This window comes from Actinokineospora inagensis DSM 44258, from assembly GCF_000482865.1.
Classification (GTDB): domain Bacteria; phylum Actinomycetota; class Actinomycetes; order Mycobacteriales; family Pseudonocardiaceae; genus Actinokineospora; species Actinokineospora inagensis.
Genome location: NZ_KI519523.1, coordinates 718 through 19,411 on the forward strand (window position 1 = coordinate 718; position 18,694 = coordinate 19,411).

12 protein-coding genes and 2 pseudogenes are annotated in these 18,694 nt (G+C 70.5%); 10 read left to right on the forward strand and 4 right to left on the reverse strand.

Going from position 1 to position 18,694, the window contains the following annotated elements:
- Positions 1–401 precede the first annotated feature (401 nt).
- From H504_RS38165 to H504_RS0132415, 9 genes and pseudogenes are all read left to right on the forward strand, one after another.
- Complete coding sequence (locus H504_RS38165) at positions 402–602, forward strand: hypothetical protein (protein WP_051386495.1); 201 nt, start codon at positions 402–404, stop codon at positions 600–602.
- A gap of 7 nt (positions 603–609) precedes the next feature.
- Positions 610–1,080 (forward strand): hypothetical protein, encoded by a 471-nt coding sequence (locus H504_RS38170; protein WP_245614553.1) that lies wholly within the window; start codon positions 610–612, stop codon positions 1,078–1,080.
- A gap of 136 nt (positions 1,081–1,216) precedes the next feature.
- Positions 1,217–2,353: pseudogene (locus H504_RS38175) on the forward strand (ABC transporter ATP-binding protein); the annotation flags it as partial.
- Positions 2,354–2,616: 263 nt separating this feature from the next.
- A complete protein-coding gene (locus tag H504_RS0132395; protein ID WP_026426190.1) occupies positions 2,617–3,522 on the forward strand; it encodes an ABC transporter permease subunit in 906 nt (301 codons plus the stop codon).
- A 99-nt stretch (positions 3,523–3,621) separates the two neighbouring features.
- Positions 3,622–7,419, forward strand: coding sequence for an ABC transporter ATP-binding protein (locus H504_RS38180; RefSeq protein ID WP_035307344.1), 3,798 nt, complete (start codon positions 3,622–3,624; stop codon positions 7,417–7,419).
- A gap of 26 nt (positions 7,420–7,445) precedes the next feature.
- Positions 7,446–7,601: pseudogene (locus H504_RS43495) on the forward strand (N-acetylneuraminate synthase family protein); the annotation flags it as partial.
- Positions 7,602–7,629: 28 nt separating this feature from the next.
- On the forward strand, positions 7,630–8,115 hold the full coding sequence (locus H504_RS43500; protein WP_026426191.1) for a hypothetical protein: 486 nt from the start codon (positions 7,630–7,632) through the stop codon (positions 8,113–8,115).
- 185 nt (positions 8,116–8,300) lie between these two features.
- Positions 8,301–12,098 (forward strand): multifunctional oxoglutarate decarboxylase/oxoglutarate dehydrogenase thiamine pyrophosphate-binding subunit/dihydrolipoyllysine-residue succinyltransferase subunit, encoded by a 3,798-nt coding sequence (locus tag H504_RS0132410; protein ID WP_026426192.1) that lies wholly within the window; start codon positions 8,301–8,303, stop codon positions 12,096–12,098.
- Between the two features lie 71 nt (positions 12,099–12,169).
- Positions 12,170–12,358 (forward strand): DUF6104 family protein, encoded by a 189-nt coding sequence (locus H504_RS0132415; RefSeq protein ID WP_026426193.1) that lies wholly within the window; start codon positions 12,170–12,172, stop codon positions 12,356–12,358.
- Here H504_RS0132415 and H504_RS0132420 read toward each other — a convergent pair.
- The 3 genes from H504_RS0132420 to H504_RS0132430 all read right to left on the reverse strand — a co-directional run bounded on the left by H504_RS0132420 (position 12,355) and on the right by H504_RS0132430 (position 15,267).
- Positions 12,355–13,209, reverse strand: a complete 855-nt coding sequence (locus H504_RS0132420; protein ID WP_026426194.1) for an ADP-ribosylglycohydrolase family protein — start codon at positions 13,207–13,209, stop codon at positions 12,355–12,357. The two genes, H504_RS0132415 and H504_RS0132420, sit on opposite strands and share 4 nt — an antisense overlap.
- 65 nt (positions 13,210–13,274) lie before the next feature.
- On the reverse strand, positions 13,275–14,267 hold the full coding sequence (locus H504_RS0132425; protein WP_026426195.1) for an aldo/keto reductase: 993 nt from the start codon (positions 14,265–14,267) through the stop codon (positions 13,275–13,277).
- Positions 14,268–14,286: 19 nt separating this feature from the next.
- Positions 14,287–15,267 carry an aldo/keto reductase gene (locus H504_RS0132430; protein ID WP_026426196.1) on the reverse strand — a complete coding sequence of 327 codons (981 nt, stop codon included), beginning with the start codon at positions 15,265–15,267 and terminating at the stop codon, positions 14,287–14,289.
- Positions 15,268–15,371: 104 nt separating this feature from the next.
- Here H504_RS0132430 and H504_RS38185 point away from each other — a divergent pair, with 104 nt between their 5' ends.
- Positions 15,372–17,366: an NACHT domain-containing protein gene (locus tag H504_RS38185; RefSeq protein ID WP_169735494.1), complete on the forward strand. Its 1,995-nt coding sequence runs from the start codon at positions 15,372–15,374 to the stop codon at positions 17,364–17,366.
- Here the strand turns inward: H504_RS38185 and hutI are convergent.
- Complete coding sequence (gene hutI, locus H504_RS0132440) at positions 17,314–18,471, reverse strand: imidazolonepropionase (RefSeq protein ID WP_026426197.1); 1,158 nt, start codon at positions 18,469–18,471, stop codon at positions 17,314–17,316. The two genes, H504_RS38185 and hutI, sit on opposite strands and share 53 nt — an antisense overlap.
- Positions 18,472–18,694: the final 223 nt, after the last annotated feature.

Sequence of the window (18,694 nt, forward strand, 5' to 3'; positions counted from 1 at the left end):
CTGGTTCCGGCGCCCGCCGCACCGTCGGCGACAAACCCATTGGTTACGTACTCGATGTGAGGGCCGACAGGCCCGAGCGAGCACCGCTGGTTCCGGCGCCCGCCGCACCGTGGGGGTCCGGGGGGTCGCCCCCCGGGAGTAATGGACGCCCGAACCCACGAGCGCTTTCCGCGAGTAGCCGCCGCCCTTCGGGCGGCGGCCCGCTCAACCAGCCTGGGGGTCACTGGGAGCGGGCCGCCACGCATAGTTTAGGCATATCTCGATCGGGCGCGCCGCACGGGGGGTGCGGGTGGGATTACTTCTTGTCGAGGTTTGCCACCCAACGGGTGAGAATGTGCGCGATGGGGTGAATCCGGCGGTCGCGGCTTGGGTCGTGGCGGGGTTCGGTCGATGTTTGTTCGGTGACTGAGCCACGGTGGTGTGTCGGGTGCCACGATCCGTTCGGCAGGGACCGGGCGTTGACGGTGCTGGTCGAGGACGGTCGGGTCGTGTTGGTGCCGCCGCCGGGGGCGTCGGCGGTGTTGTCCGCGCAGCAGACCCGGTCGCTGGGTCTGGTGTTGGACCAGGCGGCGGGGCGGGCCGCTGACGGCTCGGCGGGCTGAGGCCCCGGTGGCGCGCGGGGGGCGGGATCGGGACCAGGTCGGGGGGCGCGCGGAAGCGCCGCCCGCGGACGTCGAACCCGTGCGGGCGGCGGTGTTGCGCCGGTTGGCGTCGTTGGACGAGGCGGCCGGTTCGGCGGACGCGTCCACGCTGTTGCCGTTGGCGCGCACGGAGATCAGCAGGTTGGCCGATGGCTGGCGGTTGTTGTTGACCGTGCACCAGCCGGATGAGGAGAGCCGTTGCCAGGCGTGCCCGCCCGGGGGGTGGCGGGGGTCGCGGGGGCGGCGGTGGCCGTGCCAGGTGTGGCGGATGGCGCACGAGCACCTGATCGGCGAGGGGGTGCCGCACCGGGAGCGGAAGCTGCCGTTGCGCAACCCGTTCTCGCGGCAGGCCCGGCTGGTGCCGCCGGAGTCGCCGGGTGAGATCACCGCGGAGTTGCCGGTCGTGCTGGATCCGGCACCGGGTGAGCACGGGCGTTGACCCTGGGTGAGGTCCGCCTCGGTCCTGGGTGAACGGTTCGTGCCGGTTTCGCGTTTTGTCGGCCGGGTCCCCGCGGGCGCGGACGTGGATGGGGCAAGATGTCCGCCACGGCAGGGCCGGCGAGGTGGAGGAACCTGTGCAGGACGGTAGTGGTCGCATCGTGGTGCGCGGCCTGACCAAGAACTTCGGTCAGGTGGCCGCGGTGCAGAACCTGAGCTTCCAGGTGGAGCCGGGGTCGGTGACCGGGTTCCTCGGGCCGAACGGGGCGGGGAAGACGACGACGCTGCGGATGCTGTTGGGCCTGGTGCGGCCGACGGCGGGCGAGGCGACGATCAACGGGGCGCCGTTCCACCAGTTGGGCAACCCGGCGCGGGTGGTCGGCGCGGTGTTGGAGGCGCAGGGTTTCCACCCGAAGCGGTCGGCGATCAACCACCTGCGGGTGTACGCGGCGGCGATGGGGGTGCCGGACCAGCGCGCGTTCGAGGTGCTGCAACTGGTGGGCCTCGGCGGGGCGGCGAGCAGGCAGGCGGGCGCGTTCTCGCTGGGCATGAAGCAGCGGTTGGCGTTGGCGACCGCGCTGCTCGGTGACCCTCGGGTGCTGGTGCTCGACGAGCCCGCGAACGGGTTGGACCCGGAGGGCATCGCCTGGCTGCGCTCGTTCCTGAAGTCCTACGCGGCGTCCGGCCGGACCGTGCTGATCTCCAGTCACCTGCTGGCCGAGGTGGAGCAGACCATCGACCAGGTGGTCATCGTCAGCCGCGGCCAGACCATGTACTACGGCAGCCTGGACGAGCTGCGCCGGTCGCAGGAGTCCCGGGTGCTGGTGCAGCCCGCGGACCCGCAGGCGCTGGCGACGGCGTTGCAGGAGAACGGGATCACCGGGGTGACCGGCCTGCCGGACGGTCGGCTGGCGATCACCAACGCCACCGTGCAGCAGGTCGGCGACATCGCCACCAAGGCCGGGATCGCGCTCTACGGGGTGCAGGAGGAGCGGGCCGACCTCGAGCAGTTGTTCCTCCGGCTGACCAGCGGGCAGTGGGCGGCGCAGGGGTACGCGCCGCCGGGGTTCGAGAGCGGGCAGCAGGCGACGGGGTTCGGCGCGCCGGTCCCGCCGGTGAACCCGTACCAGACGGGGCCGCAGCCGGTGCAGTTGCCGCAGCAGCAGTACCAGCAGCCCTACCAGCAGCAGGCACCCCAGTACGGCGGCTTCCAACAGCAGCAGTACACGCAGCAGCAGTTCCAGCAGCCGTACCAGCAGCAGTCGCCCTACCAGGCGCCGCAGTACCAGCAGCCCGCTTCCCCTTACCAGCCGCCGGTTGTACCGACGCCGACCGAGCAGCCGCCCGCGGCGCCGACGTCGACCGAGCCGCCGGAGAGCGCCTTCGACAGCGACGAGCCGACGCAGTCGGTGCCGTCGGAGCAGATCCAGTCGGTCGAGGCGGCGCAGGCGCCACCGCCGCCGGACACACCAGCAGCAACACCGGAGTCCGCTGAGTCCGACGTGGACAAGGGCGCCGGCGAGGGGGGCAAGGCCTGATGGGCGAGCTGATCACCGCCGAGTTCCGCAAGATCCTCACCACGAAGCTGTGGTGGGCGCTGATGATCCCGGCCCTGGTGGTGTCCTTCGCGGACGCCTTCGGCTGGGCGGCGCTGGCCACCAGCGTGGCCGACCGGCTCAACGACAACGAGCTGATCCGCGACTTCGACGTCCCGATCGACCAGATCTCCTGGTCGGTGCTGGCGCTGACCAGGGGCGTCAACATGGCCACCATCTTCCCGATGGTCTTCGGCGCGCTGGGCATCGCCTCGGAGCTGCGGAACCGGACGATCACCACCACGTTCCTGACCGGGGCGACCAGGGGCGCGGTGCTGACCGCCAAGGCGGTCACCTACGTGATCTGGGGCCTGATCTACGGCGTGGTGATCTCGCTGCTGGTCAGCGCGGGCGTGTCGGCGGGCTCGTCGAGCAACTACCTGCCCGACGGGGAGCAGTGGTTCCTGATCCTGCTGGCCGGGATCCTCTCCTGTGTGCTGTGGACGCTGGTCGGCCTCGGCGTCGGCGCGCTGATGGGCTCCACCACCGGCGCGGTCGTGCTGCTGCTGGTGTACGCGCTGATCATCGGCCCGTTCGGCGAGGTGGTGATCGCGGGCGTGACCAACGCGCCGCACCTGGCGGGCATCCTGCCCAACGGGTCGGCGAACGGGTTGACCGGCTCGACGGCGGCCTCGCTGCTCAGCGACCAGATCAAGACCATGGTCCTCGACCGCGGCGGGGTGATCCGGGACCAGGACGCGATCAACAACCTGGAGGAGGGCGTCCGGGTGGTCGCGGGCGCGCCGGGCGCGTTCTCGCTGTGGATCAGCGGGCTGATCTTCCTCGGCTGGACGGCGCTGCTGTTCGGTCTCGGGCTCTGGCGCAACGCCAAGCGGGACATCACCTGACATAACCGCCAACCAGGGCCAACCTGGTTGATCGCGAGTTGTCCACAGGCAGCGGGCCGCTCTCCGCACGGAGGGCGGTTTCCCGCCTACCCTGACCGCGTGACGACATCTCCCGGCTGGATCCGGCGCCTGAGCTCCGCCGCCTGGCAGCACCGTGCCCTGGTGCTCTCGGCCATGGTCGCGTCCGTGGTCGGCGTCGGCTTCCAGGCGGCCGGTCCGCTGCTGGTCAAGTTCGTCGTGGACGACGCGGTGGCGGGCCGCACCAACCGACTGGCCTGGCTGGTGGCGGCGCTGGCCGGCATGGAGGTGCTGACCTTCGCCAGCGCCTTCCTGCGCCGCTACCTCGGTGGGCGGCTCGCCTTGGACGTGCAGCACGACCTGCGGCAGGCGGTGTTCCGCGCGGTCCAGCGGCTCGACGGCGGCAAGCAGGACGCGCTGCGCACCGGTCAGGTCGTGTCCCGGTCGATCACCGACCTGCAGTTGGTGCAGGGCCTGCTGATGATGGTGCCGCTGTCGGTGGGCACCGTGGTCTTCGCGGTGCTGGCGCTGGGCGCGATGGTGTGGCTCTCGCCGCTGCTCACGGTGGTCGCGCTGGTGGTCACCCCGGTGGTCGCGGTGGTGGCGGCGCGCACCCGGTCCCGGCTGTTCCCGGCCACCTGGGCGGCGCAGCAGAGCGCGGCCGACGTGGCGCAGCAGGTCGAGGAGACCGTCACCGGGGTGCGCGTGGTGAAGGGCTTCGGGCAGGAGGTGCGCGAGGTCGGCAGGCTGGAGCGCGCGGCGCGCACGCTGTTCGCGCAGCGGATGCGCACCGCCCGGCTGACGTCGAGGCCCGCGGCCACCCTGGTGGCGATGCCCGCCGCCGGTCAGGTCGCGGTGCTGGCGCTGGGCGGCTACCTGGCCCTGAACGGGCACGTCACGCTGGGCACCTTCCTGGCCTTCGCCAGCTACGTGGCGAACCTGGTCGGCCCGACCCGGCTGTTGGCCGGGCTGCTGGTCAACGCGCAACTGGCCAGGGCCGGTGTGGAGCGGGTGTACGAGCTGGTCGACTCGCAGCCGGACGTCACCGAGAAGCCGGACGCGGTGGACGTGCCCACCGGTCCGGTCGCGGTGGAGCTGTCCGAGGTCGCGTTCGGGTACACGCGCAGCGAGCCGGTGCTAGACGGGGTGAGCCTGGCGGTGTCGCCCGGGGAGACGCTGGCGCTGGTGGGCACGGCGGGGTCGGGCAAGTCGACGGTGTCGTTGCTGCTACCCCGCTTCTACGACGTGCAGTCCGGCGTGATCCGGGTCGGCGGGGTCGATCTGCGCGACCTGCGGCTGGCGTCGCTGCGGTCCACGGTCGGGGTGGTGTTCGAAGAGGCGTTCCTGTTCTCGGACACGGTGCGCGCCAACATCGCCTACGGCAGACCGGACGCGACGACCGAGGACGTCGAGGCGGCCGCGCGGGCGGCGCAGGCGCACGAGTTCATCTCCGCGCTGCCCGCCGGGTACGACACGGTGGTCGGCGAGCGCGGGTTGACGCTGTCCGGCGGGCAGCGGCAGCGGGTCGCGCTGGCCAGGGCGCTGCTGTCGGACCCCCGGGTGCTGGTGCTCGACGACGCCACCTCGGCGGTCGACACGGCCACTGAGTCGGCCATCCACGACACGCTGCGCGCGGTCACCGCGGCGCGGACCACGCTGCTGATCGCGCACCGGCGGTCCACGCTGGCGCTGGCCGACCGGATCGCGGTGCTGGACAAGGGGAAGGTCGTCGACGTCGGCACGCACGCCGAGCTGTCCGCGCGGTGCGCGCTGTACCGGTCGCTGCTGGCCGGGCCGGGCGAGGCGATCGAGGAGCCGGACGACCGGCCCGCCGAGCTGGTGCCGGGGCCGGACGGGGTCACCCGGTCGCTGTGGCCGGATGACGCGCCGGACGCACCCACGGCGGTGCGGGTGACGCAGAACGCGATCGGTGGTCGCGCGGGCCGTGCCGGTGGTGGCGGTGGTGGCGGTGGTGGTCGAGGCGGTGGCATGGGTGGCGGCATGGGCCCGATGGGCGGCGCCGACCTGGGCGGTCTGCCACCGACCGAGGAGCTGCTGGCCCAGGTGGCGGCGCTGCCCCCGGCCACCGAGGAACCGGACCTCGGCGGCGAGGACCCGACCCGGCCCGATCCCGGGTTCCGGCTGCGGAGCCTGCTGCGGCCCGCGCGGTGGGCGTTGGCCGTGGTCCTGGGGTTGGTCGTGCTGGACTCGGTCACGTCCGTGGTGCTGCCCGCGCTGTTCCGCAGCGGGGTCGACGCGGGCGTGCTCACCAAGTCCGGCGGGACGCTGGTGACGGTCACGGTGGTGGCGGCGCTGCTGGTCGTGGTGTCGTGGTGGAACACGGCGGCGTCGACGGTGCTGACCGCGCGGGTCGGCGAGCGGTTGCTCTACCTGCTGCGGGTGCGCAGCTACGCCCACCTGCAGCGGCTCGGGTTGGACTACTACGAGCGCGAACTCGCCGGTCGGATCATGACCAGGATGACCACGGACGTGGACGCGTTGTCGACGTTCCTGCAGACCGGGCTCACCACCGCCGTCGCCAGCGTGTTGACCGTGGTCGCGGTGACGGTCGCGCTGCTGGTCACCGACCTGTCGCTGGCCGCGGTGGGGCTGGCGGTGCTGCCGCTGCTGGTGGTCGCCACGGTGGTCTTCCAGCGGGTGTCGTCGAAGGCGTACGCGGAGGCGCGCGAGCAGGTCAGCGTGGTCAACGCGGACATGCAGGAGAACGTGACCGGGCTGCGGGTGGCGCAGGCGTACACCAGGGAGGGCGTGTCGGCGCGGCGGTTCGCCGAGCGCAGCGACCGGTACCGGCGGACCCGGCTGCGCGCCCAGCGCTACATCGCCACGTACTTCCCGTTCGTGTCGATGCTGTCCGGGCTGGGGCAGGCGGCCGTGCTGGTGGTGGGCGCGAACCGGGTCGCCGACGGGACGCTGAGCCCCGGTGTGCTGCTGGCGTTCCTGCTCTACCTCGGCCTGTTCTTCGCCCCGGTGCAGCAGTTGTCCAGCGTGTTCGACGGGTACCAGCAGGCGCGGGTCGGCCTGCAGCGGATCTCCGACCTGCTGCGCACGCCGACGTCGGTGGAACCGCCCGCCGACCCGGTGCCGGTGCCCGCGCGGCTGGCGGGCGCGGTCGAGCTGCGCGACGTCAGCTTCACCTACCCGGGCACCGACCGGCCCGCCGTGTCCGGGCTGACCTTGCTGGCGCGGCCGGGTGAGACGGTGGCGCTGGTCGGCGCGACCGGCGCGGGCAAGTCCACCGTGGTCAAGCTGATCGCCCGGTTCTACGACCCCACCTCGGGGTCGGTGCTGGTCGACGGGACCGACCTGCGCGGGTTCGACCCGTCGGCGTACCGCGGTCGGCTCGGGGTCGTCCCGCAGGAGGCGCACCTGTTCACCGGTGACGTCGCCCGCAACGTGGCCTACGGCTCGCCGGAGGCGTCCCCGGCCGAGGTGGAGGCGGCGGTCCGGGCGGTCGGGGCGCTGCCGATGGTCGCGGGTCTCACCGGGGGCTTCCACCACCCGGTCGGCGAACGCGGGCAGGGGCTCTCGGCCGGTCAGCGGCAACTGGTGGCCCTGGCCAGGGCCGAACTGGTCTCCCCGGACATCCTGCTGCTCGACGAGGCCACCGCCGCGCTGGACCCGGCCACCGAGGCCGCCGTGCTGCGGGCGAGCGAGCACGTGACCGCGCACCGCACCACGTTCGTCGTCGCGCACCGGCTGGCCACCGCCGCCCGCGCCGACACGATCGTGGTGCTGGCCGACGGCCGGATCGTGGAGCAGGGCGCGCACGCCGAACTGCTCGCCGCCAACGGCTACTACGCCCGGCTGTGGGACCTGGGCACGATGGAGCCGCACGAACAACCCGCCTCGACCGGTTGAGCGGGGTAGCGGGATGAACAACAGAACTGGGGGCCGCCTTCCCGGACACGGTGCTCGGCCTCTCCGACCACACCACGACCATCTACCCGTGCCTCGGCGCGGTACCGCTGGGCGCCCGGGTGCTGGAACGGCACTTCACCTCCGACATGAGCCGGCCCGGCCCCGACATCCCGGTCTCCTCGACGCCAGCCGAGCAAGCTGCGCGACATCATGCTGGCCGTGCAGGACAGCGACCACCTGTCCGCCCGGGTCGTCGTCACCGGCATGCACCTGCTCCGCCGCTACGGCTACACCGTGCGCGAGGTCGAACGGGTCGGCCTGCGCCGCCTGCACCTCATCCCCAACCAGATCGAGGACGAGCCGGTTTCGCCGCCTACAAATCCCAACATCGTGTTGTCCGGCGGCCACGGGACCGGTGACCGGTCCGGCGGCGGCTCCGGACGCCCCGGCGGGCGGGCCCGTCGGACGGACCGGGCGGTGGGATCACCGCCTCGGGTGGGTTTTTCCGGGCGGTGGTCGGGAAACCCACTCGACGGGCGCTGCCCGACAACCGACCGTCGGGCCTGGGCGGCGCGCGGGTGCCGCTCGGCTTCCGCTGCCCGGCGGCAGACGGGCCGAACAGGACCATTCGGCGACCGTTCGGCGATCACCGAGGGGGGCTGGCGCGGCGGTGAACAGGGGGCCGCCGAGGGATGACGAGTGGGTCCCGCGGTGGCGGCTTACCGCACATGATCGGTTCCTCAACCGATACAGTCGGCAGCACCACACATGAGGTGCGCCACGGCCGGTTGGTTGGGTAACCACCGTCCTGACCGGGGGACTAGCCTGACGGGGAGTGTGTTCAAGTCGAAGATCGAGATGGATAGAGGCGAGAGCCAGCCGTGTCCAGCAGCAGTCCTGCGTCACAGTTCGGTGCGAACGAGTGGCTCGTCGAGGAGATGTACGAGCAGTTCCTCGCGGACCCGTCGTCGGTAGACCCCGCGTGGCACGACTTCTTCGCGGACTACAAGCCAACACCCCGGGCGGCGACCCAGGGTGCCGCACAGGCGAAGACCGCGGACGCCACTGCCAAGAACTCGACGACGACGGCCGCCAAGCCCGCGACGACGGCCAAGGCCACCGCGAGCACGGCGCCGACGAGCGTGCCGCCCGTGAAGACCACCGCGGCGCCGGCGGCGCCTTCCACCGGTAACGGCAGGGTCGCCCCGGTGAAGGCGACCACAGCGCCCGCCTCGGTCGCCGCCGCCCCGGCGAAGTCGGCCCAGGCCGTGCAGCCCGCGAACAACAAGGCCCCGGCCCGGCCGGTCGAGCCGATCGCCGCGGGTGGCGAGGAGCGCAAGCCGCTGCGCGGTGCCGCCGCCGCGATCGCGAAGAACATGAACGCGTCGCTGGCGCTGCCGACCGCCACCAGCGTGCGCTCGGTCCCGGCGAAGCTGCTCGCGGACAACCGCATCGTGATCAACAACCACCTGAAGCGGACCCGCGGCGGGAAGGTCTCGTTCACCCACCTGATCGGCTACGCCATGGTTCGGGCGCTGGAGGCGTACCCGAACATGAACCGGCACTACGCCGAGGCCGAGAACAAGGCGTTCGGGGTCACCCCCGAGCACGTGAACCTGGGCCTGGCGATCGACCTGCCGGGCAAGGACGGCTCGCGCAACCTGGTGGTGGCCTCCATCAAGGGCTGCGAGGGGATGTCCTTCCAGCAGTTCTGGCAGGCCTACGAGGACCTGATCCGCAAGGCCCGCGGCGGCGCGCTGACCACCGACGACTTCGCGGGCACCACGATCTCGCTGACCAACCCGGGCGGCATCGGCACCAACCACTCGGTGCCGCGGCTCTCGGTCGGCCAGGGCACCATCCTCGGCGTCGGCGCGATGGAGTACCCGGCGCCGTTCCAGGGGGCCAGCGAGAAGACGCTGATCGAGATGGGCATCAGCAAGATCATCACGCTGACGTCCACCTACGACCACCGGATCATCCAGGGCGCCGAGTCCGGCGAGTTCCTCCGCGAGATCCACCACCTGCTGCTCGGTGAAGACGGCTTCTACGACGACATCTTCACCTCGCTGCGCATCCCCTACGAGCCGATCCGGTGGACCGAGGACCTGTCCGAGGGCCCGGTCGACAAGACCGCCAGGGTCATCGGCCTGATCGACGCATACCGCACCCGCGGCCACCTGATGGCCGACACGGACCCGCTGAACTACCGGCAGCGCAAGCACGAGGACCTCGACGTCCTCTCGCACGGCCTGACCCTGTGGGACCTGGACCGGGAGTTCCCGGTCGGCGGGTTCGCGGGCAAGGAGCGGATGAAGCTGCGCGACGTGCTCGGCGTGCTGCGCGACTCGTACTGCCGCACCGTCGGCGTCGAGTACACCTACATCCTCGACCCGGCCGAGCGGCGCTGGATCCAGGAGCGGGTCGAGGTGGCGCACGAGAAGCCCCCGGCCGCCGTGCAGAAGTACGTGCTGTCCAAGCTGAACGCGGCCGAGGCGTTCGAGACGTTCCTGCAGACCAAGTACGTCGGGCAGAAGCGGTTCTCGCTGGAGGGCGGCGAGTCGGTCATCCCGCTGCTGGACACGCTGCTGGACAAGGCCGCCGAGTACGAACTCGACGAGGTCGTCATCGGCATGCCGCACCGCGGTCGGCTCAACGTGCTGGCCAACATCGTCGGCAAGCCGATCTCGCAGATCTTCCAGGAGTTCGAGGGCAACCTGGACCCTGGCCAGGCGCACGGCTCCGGCGACGTGAAGTACCACCTCGGCGCCGAGGGCAAGTACTTCCGGATGTTCGGCGACGGCGAGACCAAGGTGTCGCTGACCGCGAACCCGTCGCACCTGGAGACGGTCGACCCGGTGCTCGAGGGCATCGTGCGGGCCAAGCAGGACCTGCTGGACAAGGGCGACGAGAGCGGCGTCGGGTTCTCCGTGCTGCCGGTCGCGCTGCACGGCGACGCCGCGTTCGCCGGTCAGGGCGTGGTGGCCGAGACGCTGAACCTGGCGCTGCTGCGCGGGTACCGCACCGGCGGCACCGTGCACGTGGTCATCAACAACCAGGTCGGGTTCACCACCGCCCCGGAGAACTCGCGGTCATCGCAGTACGCGACGGACGTGGCGAAGATGATCCAGGCGCCGGTGTTCCACGTGAACGGCGACGACCCGGAGGCCTGCTACTGGGTGGCGCGGCTGGCGATGGACTACCGGCAGACGTTCAACAAGGACGTCGTGGTCGACCTGGTCTGCTACCGCCGCCGCGGCCACAACGAGGGCGACGACCCGTCGATGACCCAACCGGGCATGTACGACATCATCGACACGAAGCGCAGTGTCCGAAAGGGCTACACCGAGGCCCTGATCGGCCGCGGCGACATCTCGGTCGACGAGGCCGAGAAGGCCCTGCGCGACTTCTCCAGCCAGCTCGAGCACGTGTTCAACGAGGTCAGGGAGCTGGAGAAGCACCCGATCTCGCCGAGCCCGTCGGTGGAGCGCGACCAGCAGGTGCCGACGAAGCTGACCACCGGCGTGCCGCGCTCGGTGGTGGAGGCCATCGCCGACGCGCACGTCAACCTGCCGGACGGGTTCAGCGTGCACCCGCGGGTCAAGCCGGTGCTGGAGCGGCGGGAGAAGATGGCCCGCGAGGGCGGCGTCGACTGGGCGTTCGGCGAGCTGCTGGCGTTCGGGTCGCTGACCCTGGAGGGCCGCAGCATCCGGCTGGCGGGCCAGGACTCGCGGCGCGGCACGTTCACCCAGCGGCACGCCGCGGTCATCGACCGCAAGACCGGCCGCGAGTACCTGCCGCTGCAGAACCTGTCCGCCGACCAGGGCAAGTTCATGGTCTACGACTCGGCGCTCTCGGAGTACGCGGCGCTGGGCTTCGAGTACGGCTACTCGGTGGCCAACCCCGAGGCGCTGGTGCTGTGGGAGGCCCAGTTCGGTGACTTCGTCAACGGCGCCCAGTCGGTGATCGACGAGTACATCTCGTCGTCGGAGGCCAAGTGGGGCCAGGTGTCCGACGTGGTGGTGCTGCTGCCGCACGGCCACGAGGGCCAGGGCCCGGACCACACCTCCGGCCGCATCGAGCGCTGGCTGCAACTGTGCGCCGAGGGTTCGATGACCGTCGCGGTGCCGTCGACCCCGGCGAACTACTTCCACCTGCTGCGCAGGCACGCGTTGGACGGTGTGCAGCGCCCGCTGGTGGTGTTCACGCCGAAGTCCATGCTGCGCAACAAGGCCGCGGTGTCCCCGGTCGAGGACTTCATCGACGACACCCGGTTCAACTCGGTCATCGACGACCCGGCCCAGCCGTCGCCCAACGGCGTCACCCGCCTGCTGTTCGTCTCCGGCAAGCTCTACTACGAGCTCGCCGCCGAGCGGGACAAGCAGGCCCGCACGGACACCGCGATCGTCCGCATCGAGCAGTTGTACCCGGTGCCGCAGCGCAAGATCGGCGCCATCTTCGACCGCTACCCGAACGCCGCCGACGTGCGGTGGGTGCAGGAGGAGCCTGCCAACCAGGGTTCGTGGCCGTTCTACGGCCTCGCCCTCCCGGAGCTGTTCCCGGACCGGATCTCCCGCATCACCCGCGTCTCCCGCCGCCCCATGTCGGCGCCGTCGGCGGGGTCGAGCAAGGTCCACGAGCTGGAGCAGCGCTCGCTGATCTCGAAGGCCTTCGAATAACCCCTCTGTTCTCGGGGCCGCCGGTTACTCACCCTTCCCGGCGGCCCCTTCTTTTACCCTCAAGGACCCCCATGTACTTCACCGACCGCGGCATCGAAGAACTGGAAGAACGCCGCGGCGAGGAATCTGTCACCCTCGCCTGGCTCGCCGACCGCCTCCGCGCCTTCGTCGACCTCAACCCCGACTTCGAAACCCCCGTCGAACGCCTCGCCACTTTCCTGGCCCGCGACGACGACGGAATCGACGATGTCGACGATTAGGTCCCGCTGATTCCGGCCCAGGTCGGGAGCGGTTCGCACGGCCAGGTCGGCAATCCGTCCAGGCCGACGCGCGCGGCCACGATTCCGCCGACGATGGCGCAATTCGTGTCGATGTCGCCACCGGCTGACGCCGTGGTCCAGAACGCCGACTCGAAGTCGGTGAGGTGGTGGGCGGCGACCCACAGCGCGTGCGGCACGGTGTCCTGGGCACTGGTGTGGCGCCCGTTCCCCAGTTGGATCGCGGCCTCTTCGGCCGTGGTCAGGGTGCGAGCGCGGGCTATGCCGTCGTGGACGGCGCTCGGTGGGACGTGGTCCAAGACGTCGGTGAGGAAGTCGGCGGGGTCGATGGGGGCGCGGGTGGCCAGGGCGGCTGCCACGGCGACGGCGATGGCACCCGCGATGCCCTCGGGGTGGGTGTGGGTGATGGCGGCGGACAAGGCGGCCTGGTCGGCACACAGGGCGAGGTCGTGGGCGAAGAAGACGCCGAGAGGGGCGACGCGCATGGCGGCGCCGTTGCCGTAGGAGCCCGCGCCGTCGAATACCGCGGCGGCCAGGTCGCGCCAGGGTTCGCCGGTGCGGATGAGGCGGAGCATGCGGTTGACGGAGGGGCCGTAGCCGCGGTCGAAGTCGTGGTGCTCGGCGAAACTGGTGGCCAAGGCGTCCTGGTCGATGTGGCCGTGCGCGTTCAGCACGGCGTGGATCGAGCAGGCCATCTCGGTGTCGTCGGTCCACTGCCAGAGGCCGGGCGGCAGGGTGCGGGTGTCGAGGTGGTCGCGGTTGGCGGGGACGAAGAACTGGGAACCGAGGGCGTCGCCGAGGGCGAGGCCGCGCAGGGAAGCGAGAGTGGTCATCGCCGACCATCCTCGCAGAGATCCGGTGGCCCTCAACCGGAAAAGCCGAGGGCCACCGGGAACCGCTACCAGGCGTACGCCTCGGGGGCGGGCTTGGCGCCGTTCGGGCCGGGCGCCGGGAACAATTCGTCCAATGTGGACAGGGCGTCGGCGGACAGCTCGATCTCCAGCGCGCGCAGCGAACCGTCGAGCTGCTCGATGGTGCGCGGGCCGATGATCGGGCCGGTGACGCCCTCGCGGGAGAGCAGCCAGGCCAGCGCCAGGTCCGCCGGGTTCTCGCCGAACTCCGCCGCCAGGTTCTCGTACGCCTCGATCGACGTGCGGTGTTCCTGCAGCGCGTCGCCGGAGCGGCCGGACAGACCGCGGGAGCCGCCGCCTTCCTTCTGCTTGCGGATGATGCCGCCGAGCAGGCCACCGTGCAGCGGCGACCACGGGATGACCCCGAGACCGTAGTGCTGCGCGGCGGGCAGGACCTCCAGCTCGACCCAGCGGGTCAGCAGGTTGTAGATCGACTGCTCGGCGACCAGACCGAGGAACCCGCGCTGCTTGGCCGCTTCCTGCGCCTGCGCGATGTGCCACCCGGCGAAGTTGGACGATCCGAAGTAGAGCACCTTGCCCTGCTGGCGCAGGACGCTGAACGCCTCCCAGATCTCCTCCCACGGCGTCGCCCGGTCGACGTGGTGCATCTGGTACAGGTCGATGTGGTCGGTCTGCAACCGGCGCAGCGAGCCCTCGGCGGCGCGTCGGATGTTCAACGCGGACAGTCGGTCCTCGTTGGGCCAGTCGCCCATGCCGCCGAACACCTTGGTGGCCAGCACGGTCCGCTCGCGCCTGCCGCCGCCCTGGGCGAACCAGCGGCCGATGATCTGCTCGGTGACCCCCTCGCCCTTCTGCCAGCCGTAGACGTTGGCCGTGTCGAAGAAGTTGATGCCGTGCTCGTGCGCCCGGTCCATGATCCGGTGGCTGTCGTCCTCGGCGGTCTCCGGGCCGAAGTTCATCGTGCCCAGCACCAGCCGGGACACCTTCAGCCCGGTGCGGCCAAGATTCGTGTACTCCATGTCTTCCAATCTAAGGGTTCTACCAGGCGTAAGCCTCGGGTGCGGGTCCACCGTTCCCGGGTGGTGGGAACAGTTCGTCCAGTGTGGTCAGTGTCGGTTCGTCCAGGGTGACGTCGAAGGCCCGCAGCGCGCCGTCCACCTGCTCGACCGTGCGCGGTCCGATGATCGGACCGGTCACGCCGTCCCTGGACAGCAACCAGGCGAGCGCGACGTCGGCCGGGTCCGCCCCGAGCTCAGCGCAGAACGCCTCATACGCCGCTATTTGGCCCCGATGCCGTTCGAGCAGGACCGCGCCGCGCCCGGTCGCCCCGCGCACGGCCGTCTCCTGTTTGCGCAGCACCCCACCCAGGATGCCACTGCTCAACGGCGACCACGGGATGACGCCGATGCCGTAGTGCCGGGCCGCCGGGAGGACGTCCACCTCGATCCACCGGTTCGCCAGGCTGTAGATCGACTGCTCGGCGACCAGCCCCACGAAGCCCCGGGCCTGCGCCGCCTCCTGCGCCTGCGCGAGATGCCACCCCGCGAAGTTCGACGACCCGAAGTAGACGACTTTCCCCTGCTGCCGCAGGACTTCGAACGCCCCCCAGATCTCCTCCCACGGCGTGGCCCGGTCCACGTGGTGCATCTGGTACAGATCGAGGTAGTCGGTCCGCAACCGCCTGAGCGACGCCTCCACGGCCCGCCTGATGTGCAGCGCCGACAACCGGCCCTCATTCGGCCAATCACCCATCGCGCCATGGAGTTTCGTGGCCAACACCGTGCGCTCCCGCCGGCCACCACCCTGCGCCAGCCACCGACCGATCAACTCCTCGGTACCCCCGACGCTGTCCCCCGGCCCGTAGATGTCCGCCGTGTCAAAGAAGTTGATGCCGTGCTCGTGCGCCCGATCCATCACCCGAAAACTGTCCGGCTCGTCGGTGACCACCCCGAAGTTCATGGTGCCCAACACGAGCCGGGACACCCGGAGACCGGTGCGGCCGAGGTTCACGTACTCCATGTCCGCCGACCCTAACCCCGGAGCAACTCCAGGTGCCCGGAGTTTTCCCGGGTATGGGATCGTACGAAGTACCGACGGGAGGGGTCCGGATGGAACTCTTGGTTGTGATCGCGGTGATGGCACCTGTCGTGGCATCGTTGGTCGTCGTGTACCTGCGCCGTTCGGGCACGGGGTTCAGCTTGGAGTACCGGCGCCACATGCTGCGGGTCCTCCAGTACGTCGACCTGAAGGGCCTGCAGACCCTCGGCGACTCCAGCCTGGAGTTGGACCTGGTGTACGTCGATGTCAGCCTGGTCCCCAGACGCGCCCAGCAAGTGGGTACCGACCTGCTGACCGAGGTGCCCGCCGACCTGCCCGAGCGGTTCCCGCTGAGCCACTTCCTGCACGGACCGGAGCCCCGGGTGCTGGCGGTCCTGGGCGGCCCGGGTACGGGGAAGACGACTTTGGTGCGCAAAACCGTGCGCGACACCTGCCAGGGCCGTGTAACACGACCCCTGCCGATCCTGCTGTACCTGCGCGACCACCTCGATGACATCATCGCGGGCAAGCAGATCCCAGACCTGCTCCGAGCGCGGTTGGGCGGTCTCGCGGAGCAGGAACCGGGCAAGTGGTTCGAGACCCAACTCGAATCGGGTCGCTGCGTGGTCATGCTCGACGGACTGGACGAGGTGGCACGAGCCGACGACCGGCGGAAGGTCGCGACATGGGTGGAAACGCAGATACACCACTATCCACGCAACGATTACGTGTTGACCTCACGACCACAGGGGTTTCTGGACGCGCCGGTCACGGGTGCGACCGTGTTGCAGGTGCGCCCGTTCACGGTTTCACAGGTGCGCGAGTTCATCCGCGGCTGGTATCGAGCGCTGCCGAGCAACGACGAGAACGCCGAACAGCGGGCCACGAGTGACGCCGAGGACCTGTTGCGGCGCCTGGATGCCGCGCCCGGATTGGCAGACCTGACAGTGAATCCGTTGCTGCTCACCATGATCGCGACGGTGCATCGGTTCCGCGGCGCCTTACCGGGCTCCAGAGCGGATCTCTACAAGGAGATCTGCGAGGTCATGCTGTGGCACCGTCAGGAAGCGAAGAACATCGCCGCGGCGGGCAATACGCGGCACAAGATGGTGTTGTTGCGGTCGCTGGCATATCTGATGATGACCAAGGGCGTTCGCCAACTGCCCCGGCAGGACGTCGTGGACGAGTTCGACCGAATGCTGCGGCGGCTCTCCACCCCGCTGGACGGCGAGGCGCACCTGCTGCGGGTCATGTCCGACGGTCTGCTGGCGGAATGGGAAACCCACCAGTTCGCCTTCGCCCACTTGACATTCCAGGAATACCTGGCCGCCGCATACATCCGCGAGAAGAACCTGGTCGACACTCTGTGCTACGCCGTCGACGACGACTGGTGGCGGGAGACGACGCTGCTCTACGTAGCGGGTTCGGACGCCGACCAAGTGGTAGAGGCATGCCTGGCCTCCCGCACGGCGACCGCGCTCGGACTCGCCTTAGACTGCGTGGCCGAGGGCGCGGAATTGGCGGAGAAGTTGCGCAACGAACTGACCGAGACCGTGCGATCGGCTGCTGAAGCCAGCGCGGACAAAGCCATGCGGGACAAGGTGGTGAATGCCCTGATGAGTCGGCACGACCGGAGTATGGTGCGCACCGAGTCGGGCACCCTGGTCTGGCGAACACCCGTTTCGGCTGACCTGTACCGCCTTTTCGACAACTCCTACGACGGCCAGGGGGATGGCCCAGCCCGGGGCATGTCGGGATCGGCGGCGACCCGGTTCACGTCGTGGTTGTCTCGGCAACCGCTTTCCCGGCATCAGTATCGGTTGGCCCGGGACGAAGAGTTGAACGATCCGGCGGTAGAGCCGTTTGTCCGATCGTTAGTCGTGTGGGCAACCAACAACGACATCGGAGATTTAGTACGCCCGCATGCCGGAATCGAGAAGAACACCACAATGGATTCTTCCGACCCTATCGGGATCGCCGCGACGATGTCTGCGGAGTGGCAAGAACGTGGGTGGAGTGGCGAGACGATCATTCTCGCGGCAGGTGGGCTGGAGAGCCTGAGCGCCAGACGGCCCAGGTGAGGGGGGTGCCGGGGCGGTAGGCGAGGTGGGTGGCGGAGGGGGCGTCGATGAGGTGGAGGTCGGCGCGGGAGCCGGGGCGGAGGGTGCCGATGTCGGGGCGGCGGAGGGCTTGGGCGGCGCCGAGGGTGGCGGCGCGGATGGCCTCGGGGACGGAGAGGTGCATCTGCAGGACGGCGGTGGCGACGCAGAAGGCCATGGACGAGGTGTAGGACGAGCCGGGGTTGCAGTTGGTGGCGATGGCGATGGTGGCGCCCGCGTCGAGGAGGGTGCGGGCGGGTGGGAGGGGTTGGCGGGTGGACAGGTCGCACGCCGGGAGCAGGGTGGCGACGGTGGACGAACCGGCCAGGGCGTCCACATCGGACGGTGTGAGGTGGGTGCAGTGGTCGACGCTGGCGGCGTTGAGGTCGACCGCGAGTTGGACGCCCGGACCCGGGCCGAGCTGGTTGCCGTGCACGCGCAGACCGAGACCACGGGCGGCGGCGGCTTTCAGGACCCGGCGGGACTGCGCCTCGTCGAAGGCACCGGTCTCGCAGAAGACGTCCGCCCAGCGGCAGTAGGGGGCGACCTCGTCGAGCATTTCGCCGGTGGCCAGGGCCAGGTAGTCCTCGGGGTCGGAGCCGGGCGGGACCAGGTGGGCCCCGAGGTAGGTGACCTCGTCGACCAGCTCGGCGGCGATGCGCGCGGACCGGACCTCGTCCGCGACGGTCAGCCCATAGCCCGTCTTGGTCTCGATGTACGTGGTCCCCTGCGCCACCGCCTCAGCGACATGACGGTGGACGACAGCCCGCAGCTCATCGTCACTCGCCGCGCGGGTCGCCTCGACCGTGACCGCGATGCCGCCCGCCTGGTAGGGCTCACCGGCCATCCGCGCCCCGAACTCAGCCGTCCGGTCACCCGCGAACACCAGGTGCGTGTGGCTGTCCACCCACCCGGGCAGCCCCGCCCGCCCACCGGCGTCCACCCGCGTGTCCGCCTCCGGCGCGTACCCGGCCCGCCCCACCCACGCCACCCGATCACCATCGAGGATGATCGCTGCGTCGGTCAGCGTGCCCAGCTCGGGGTCGTTCGTGGTGAGCTCACCCAGATTCGTGACCAGCACACTCATGTCGCCTCCACATCGCTCGCACCCCACACCCGCACCCCGCCACCAGCTCGGTGGTAGCGAAACTCCCGCCGGAACTGCCCCACCCAATCCCGTACCGCCAGACCGCGACGCCCCACCCGATCCTCGCCGCCACCCGAAACCCAGCCCACCCGAAACCCAGCCCAACTGAAACCGGACCCCAACCGAAACCAGGCCCAACCCGAGCCCGGCACTGCCCGAAACC

Coding starts and splice junctions, on each gene's coding strand:
- H504_RS0132420 (WP_026426194.1), bottom strand. CDS start 13,209: ATGACCACTCTCGCTTCCCTGCGCGGCCTCGCCCTCGGCGACGCCCTC.
- H504_RS0132425 (WP_026426195.1), bottom strand. CDS start 14,267: ATGGAGTACACGAATCTTGGCCGCACCGGGCTGAAGGTGTCCCGGCTG.
- H504_RS43500 (WP_026426191.1), top strand. CDS start 7,630: ATGCTGGCCGTGCAGGACAGCGACCACCTGTCCGCCCGGGTCGTCGTC.
- H504_RS0132430 (WP_026426196.1), bottom strand. CDS start 15,267: ATGGAGTACGTGAACCTCGGCCGCACCGGTCTCCGGGTGTCCCGGCTC.
- H504_RS0132395 (WP_026426190.1), top strand. CDS start 2,617: ATGGGCGAGCTGATCACCGCCGAGTTCCGCAAGATCCTCACCACGAAG.
- H504_RS0132415 (WP_026426193.1), top strand. CDS start 12,170: ATGTACTTCACCGACCGCGGCATCGAAGAACTGGAAGAACGCCGCGGC.
- hutI (WP_026426197.1), bottom strand. CDS start 18,471: ATGAGTGTGCTGGTCACGAATCTGGGTGAGCTCACCACGAACGACCCC.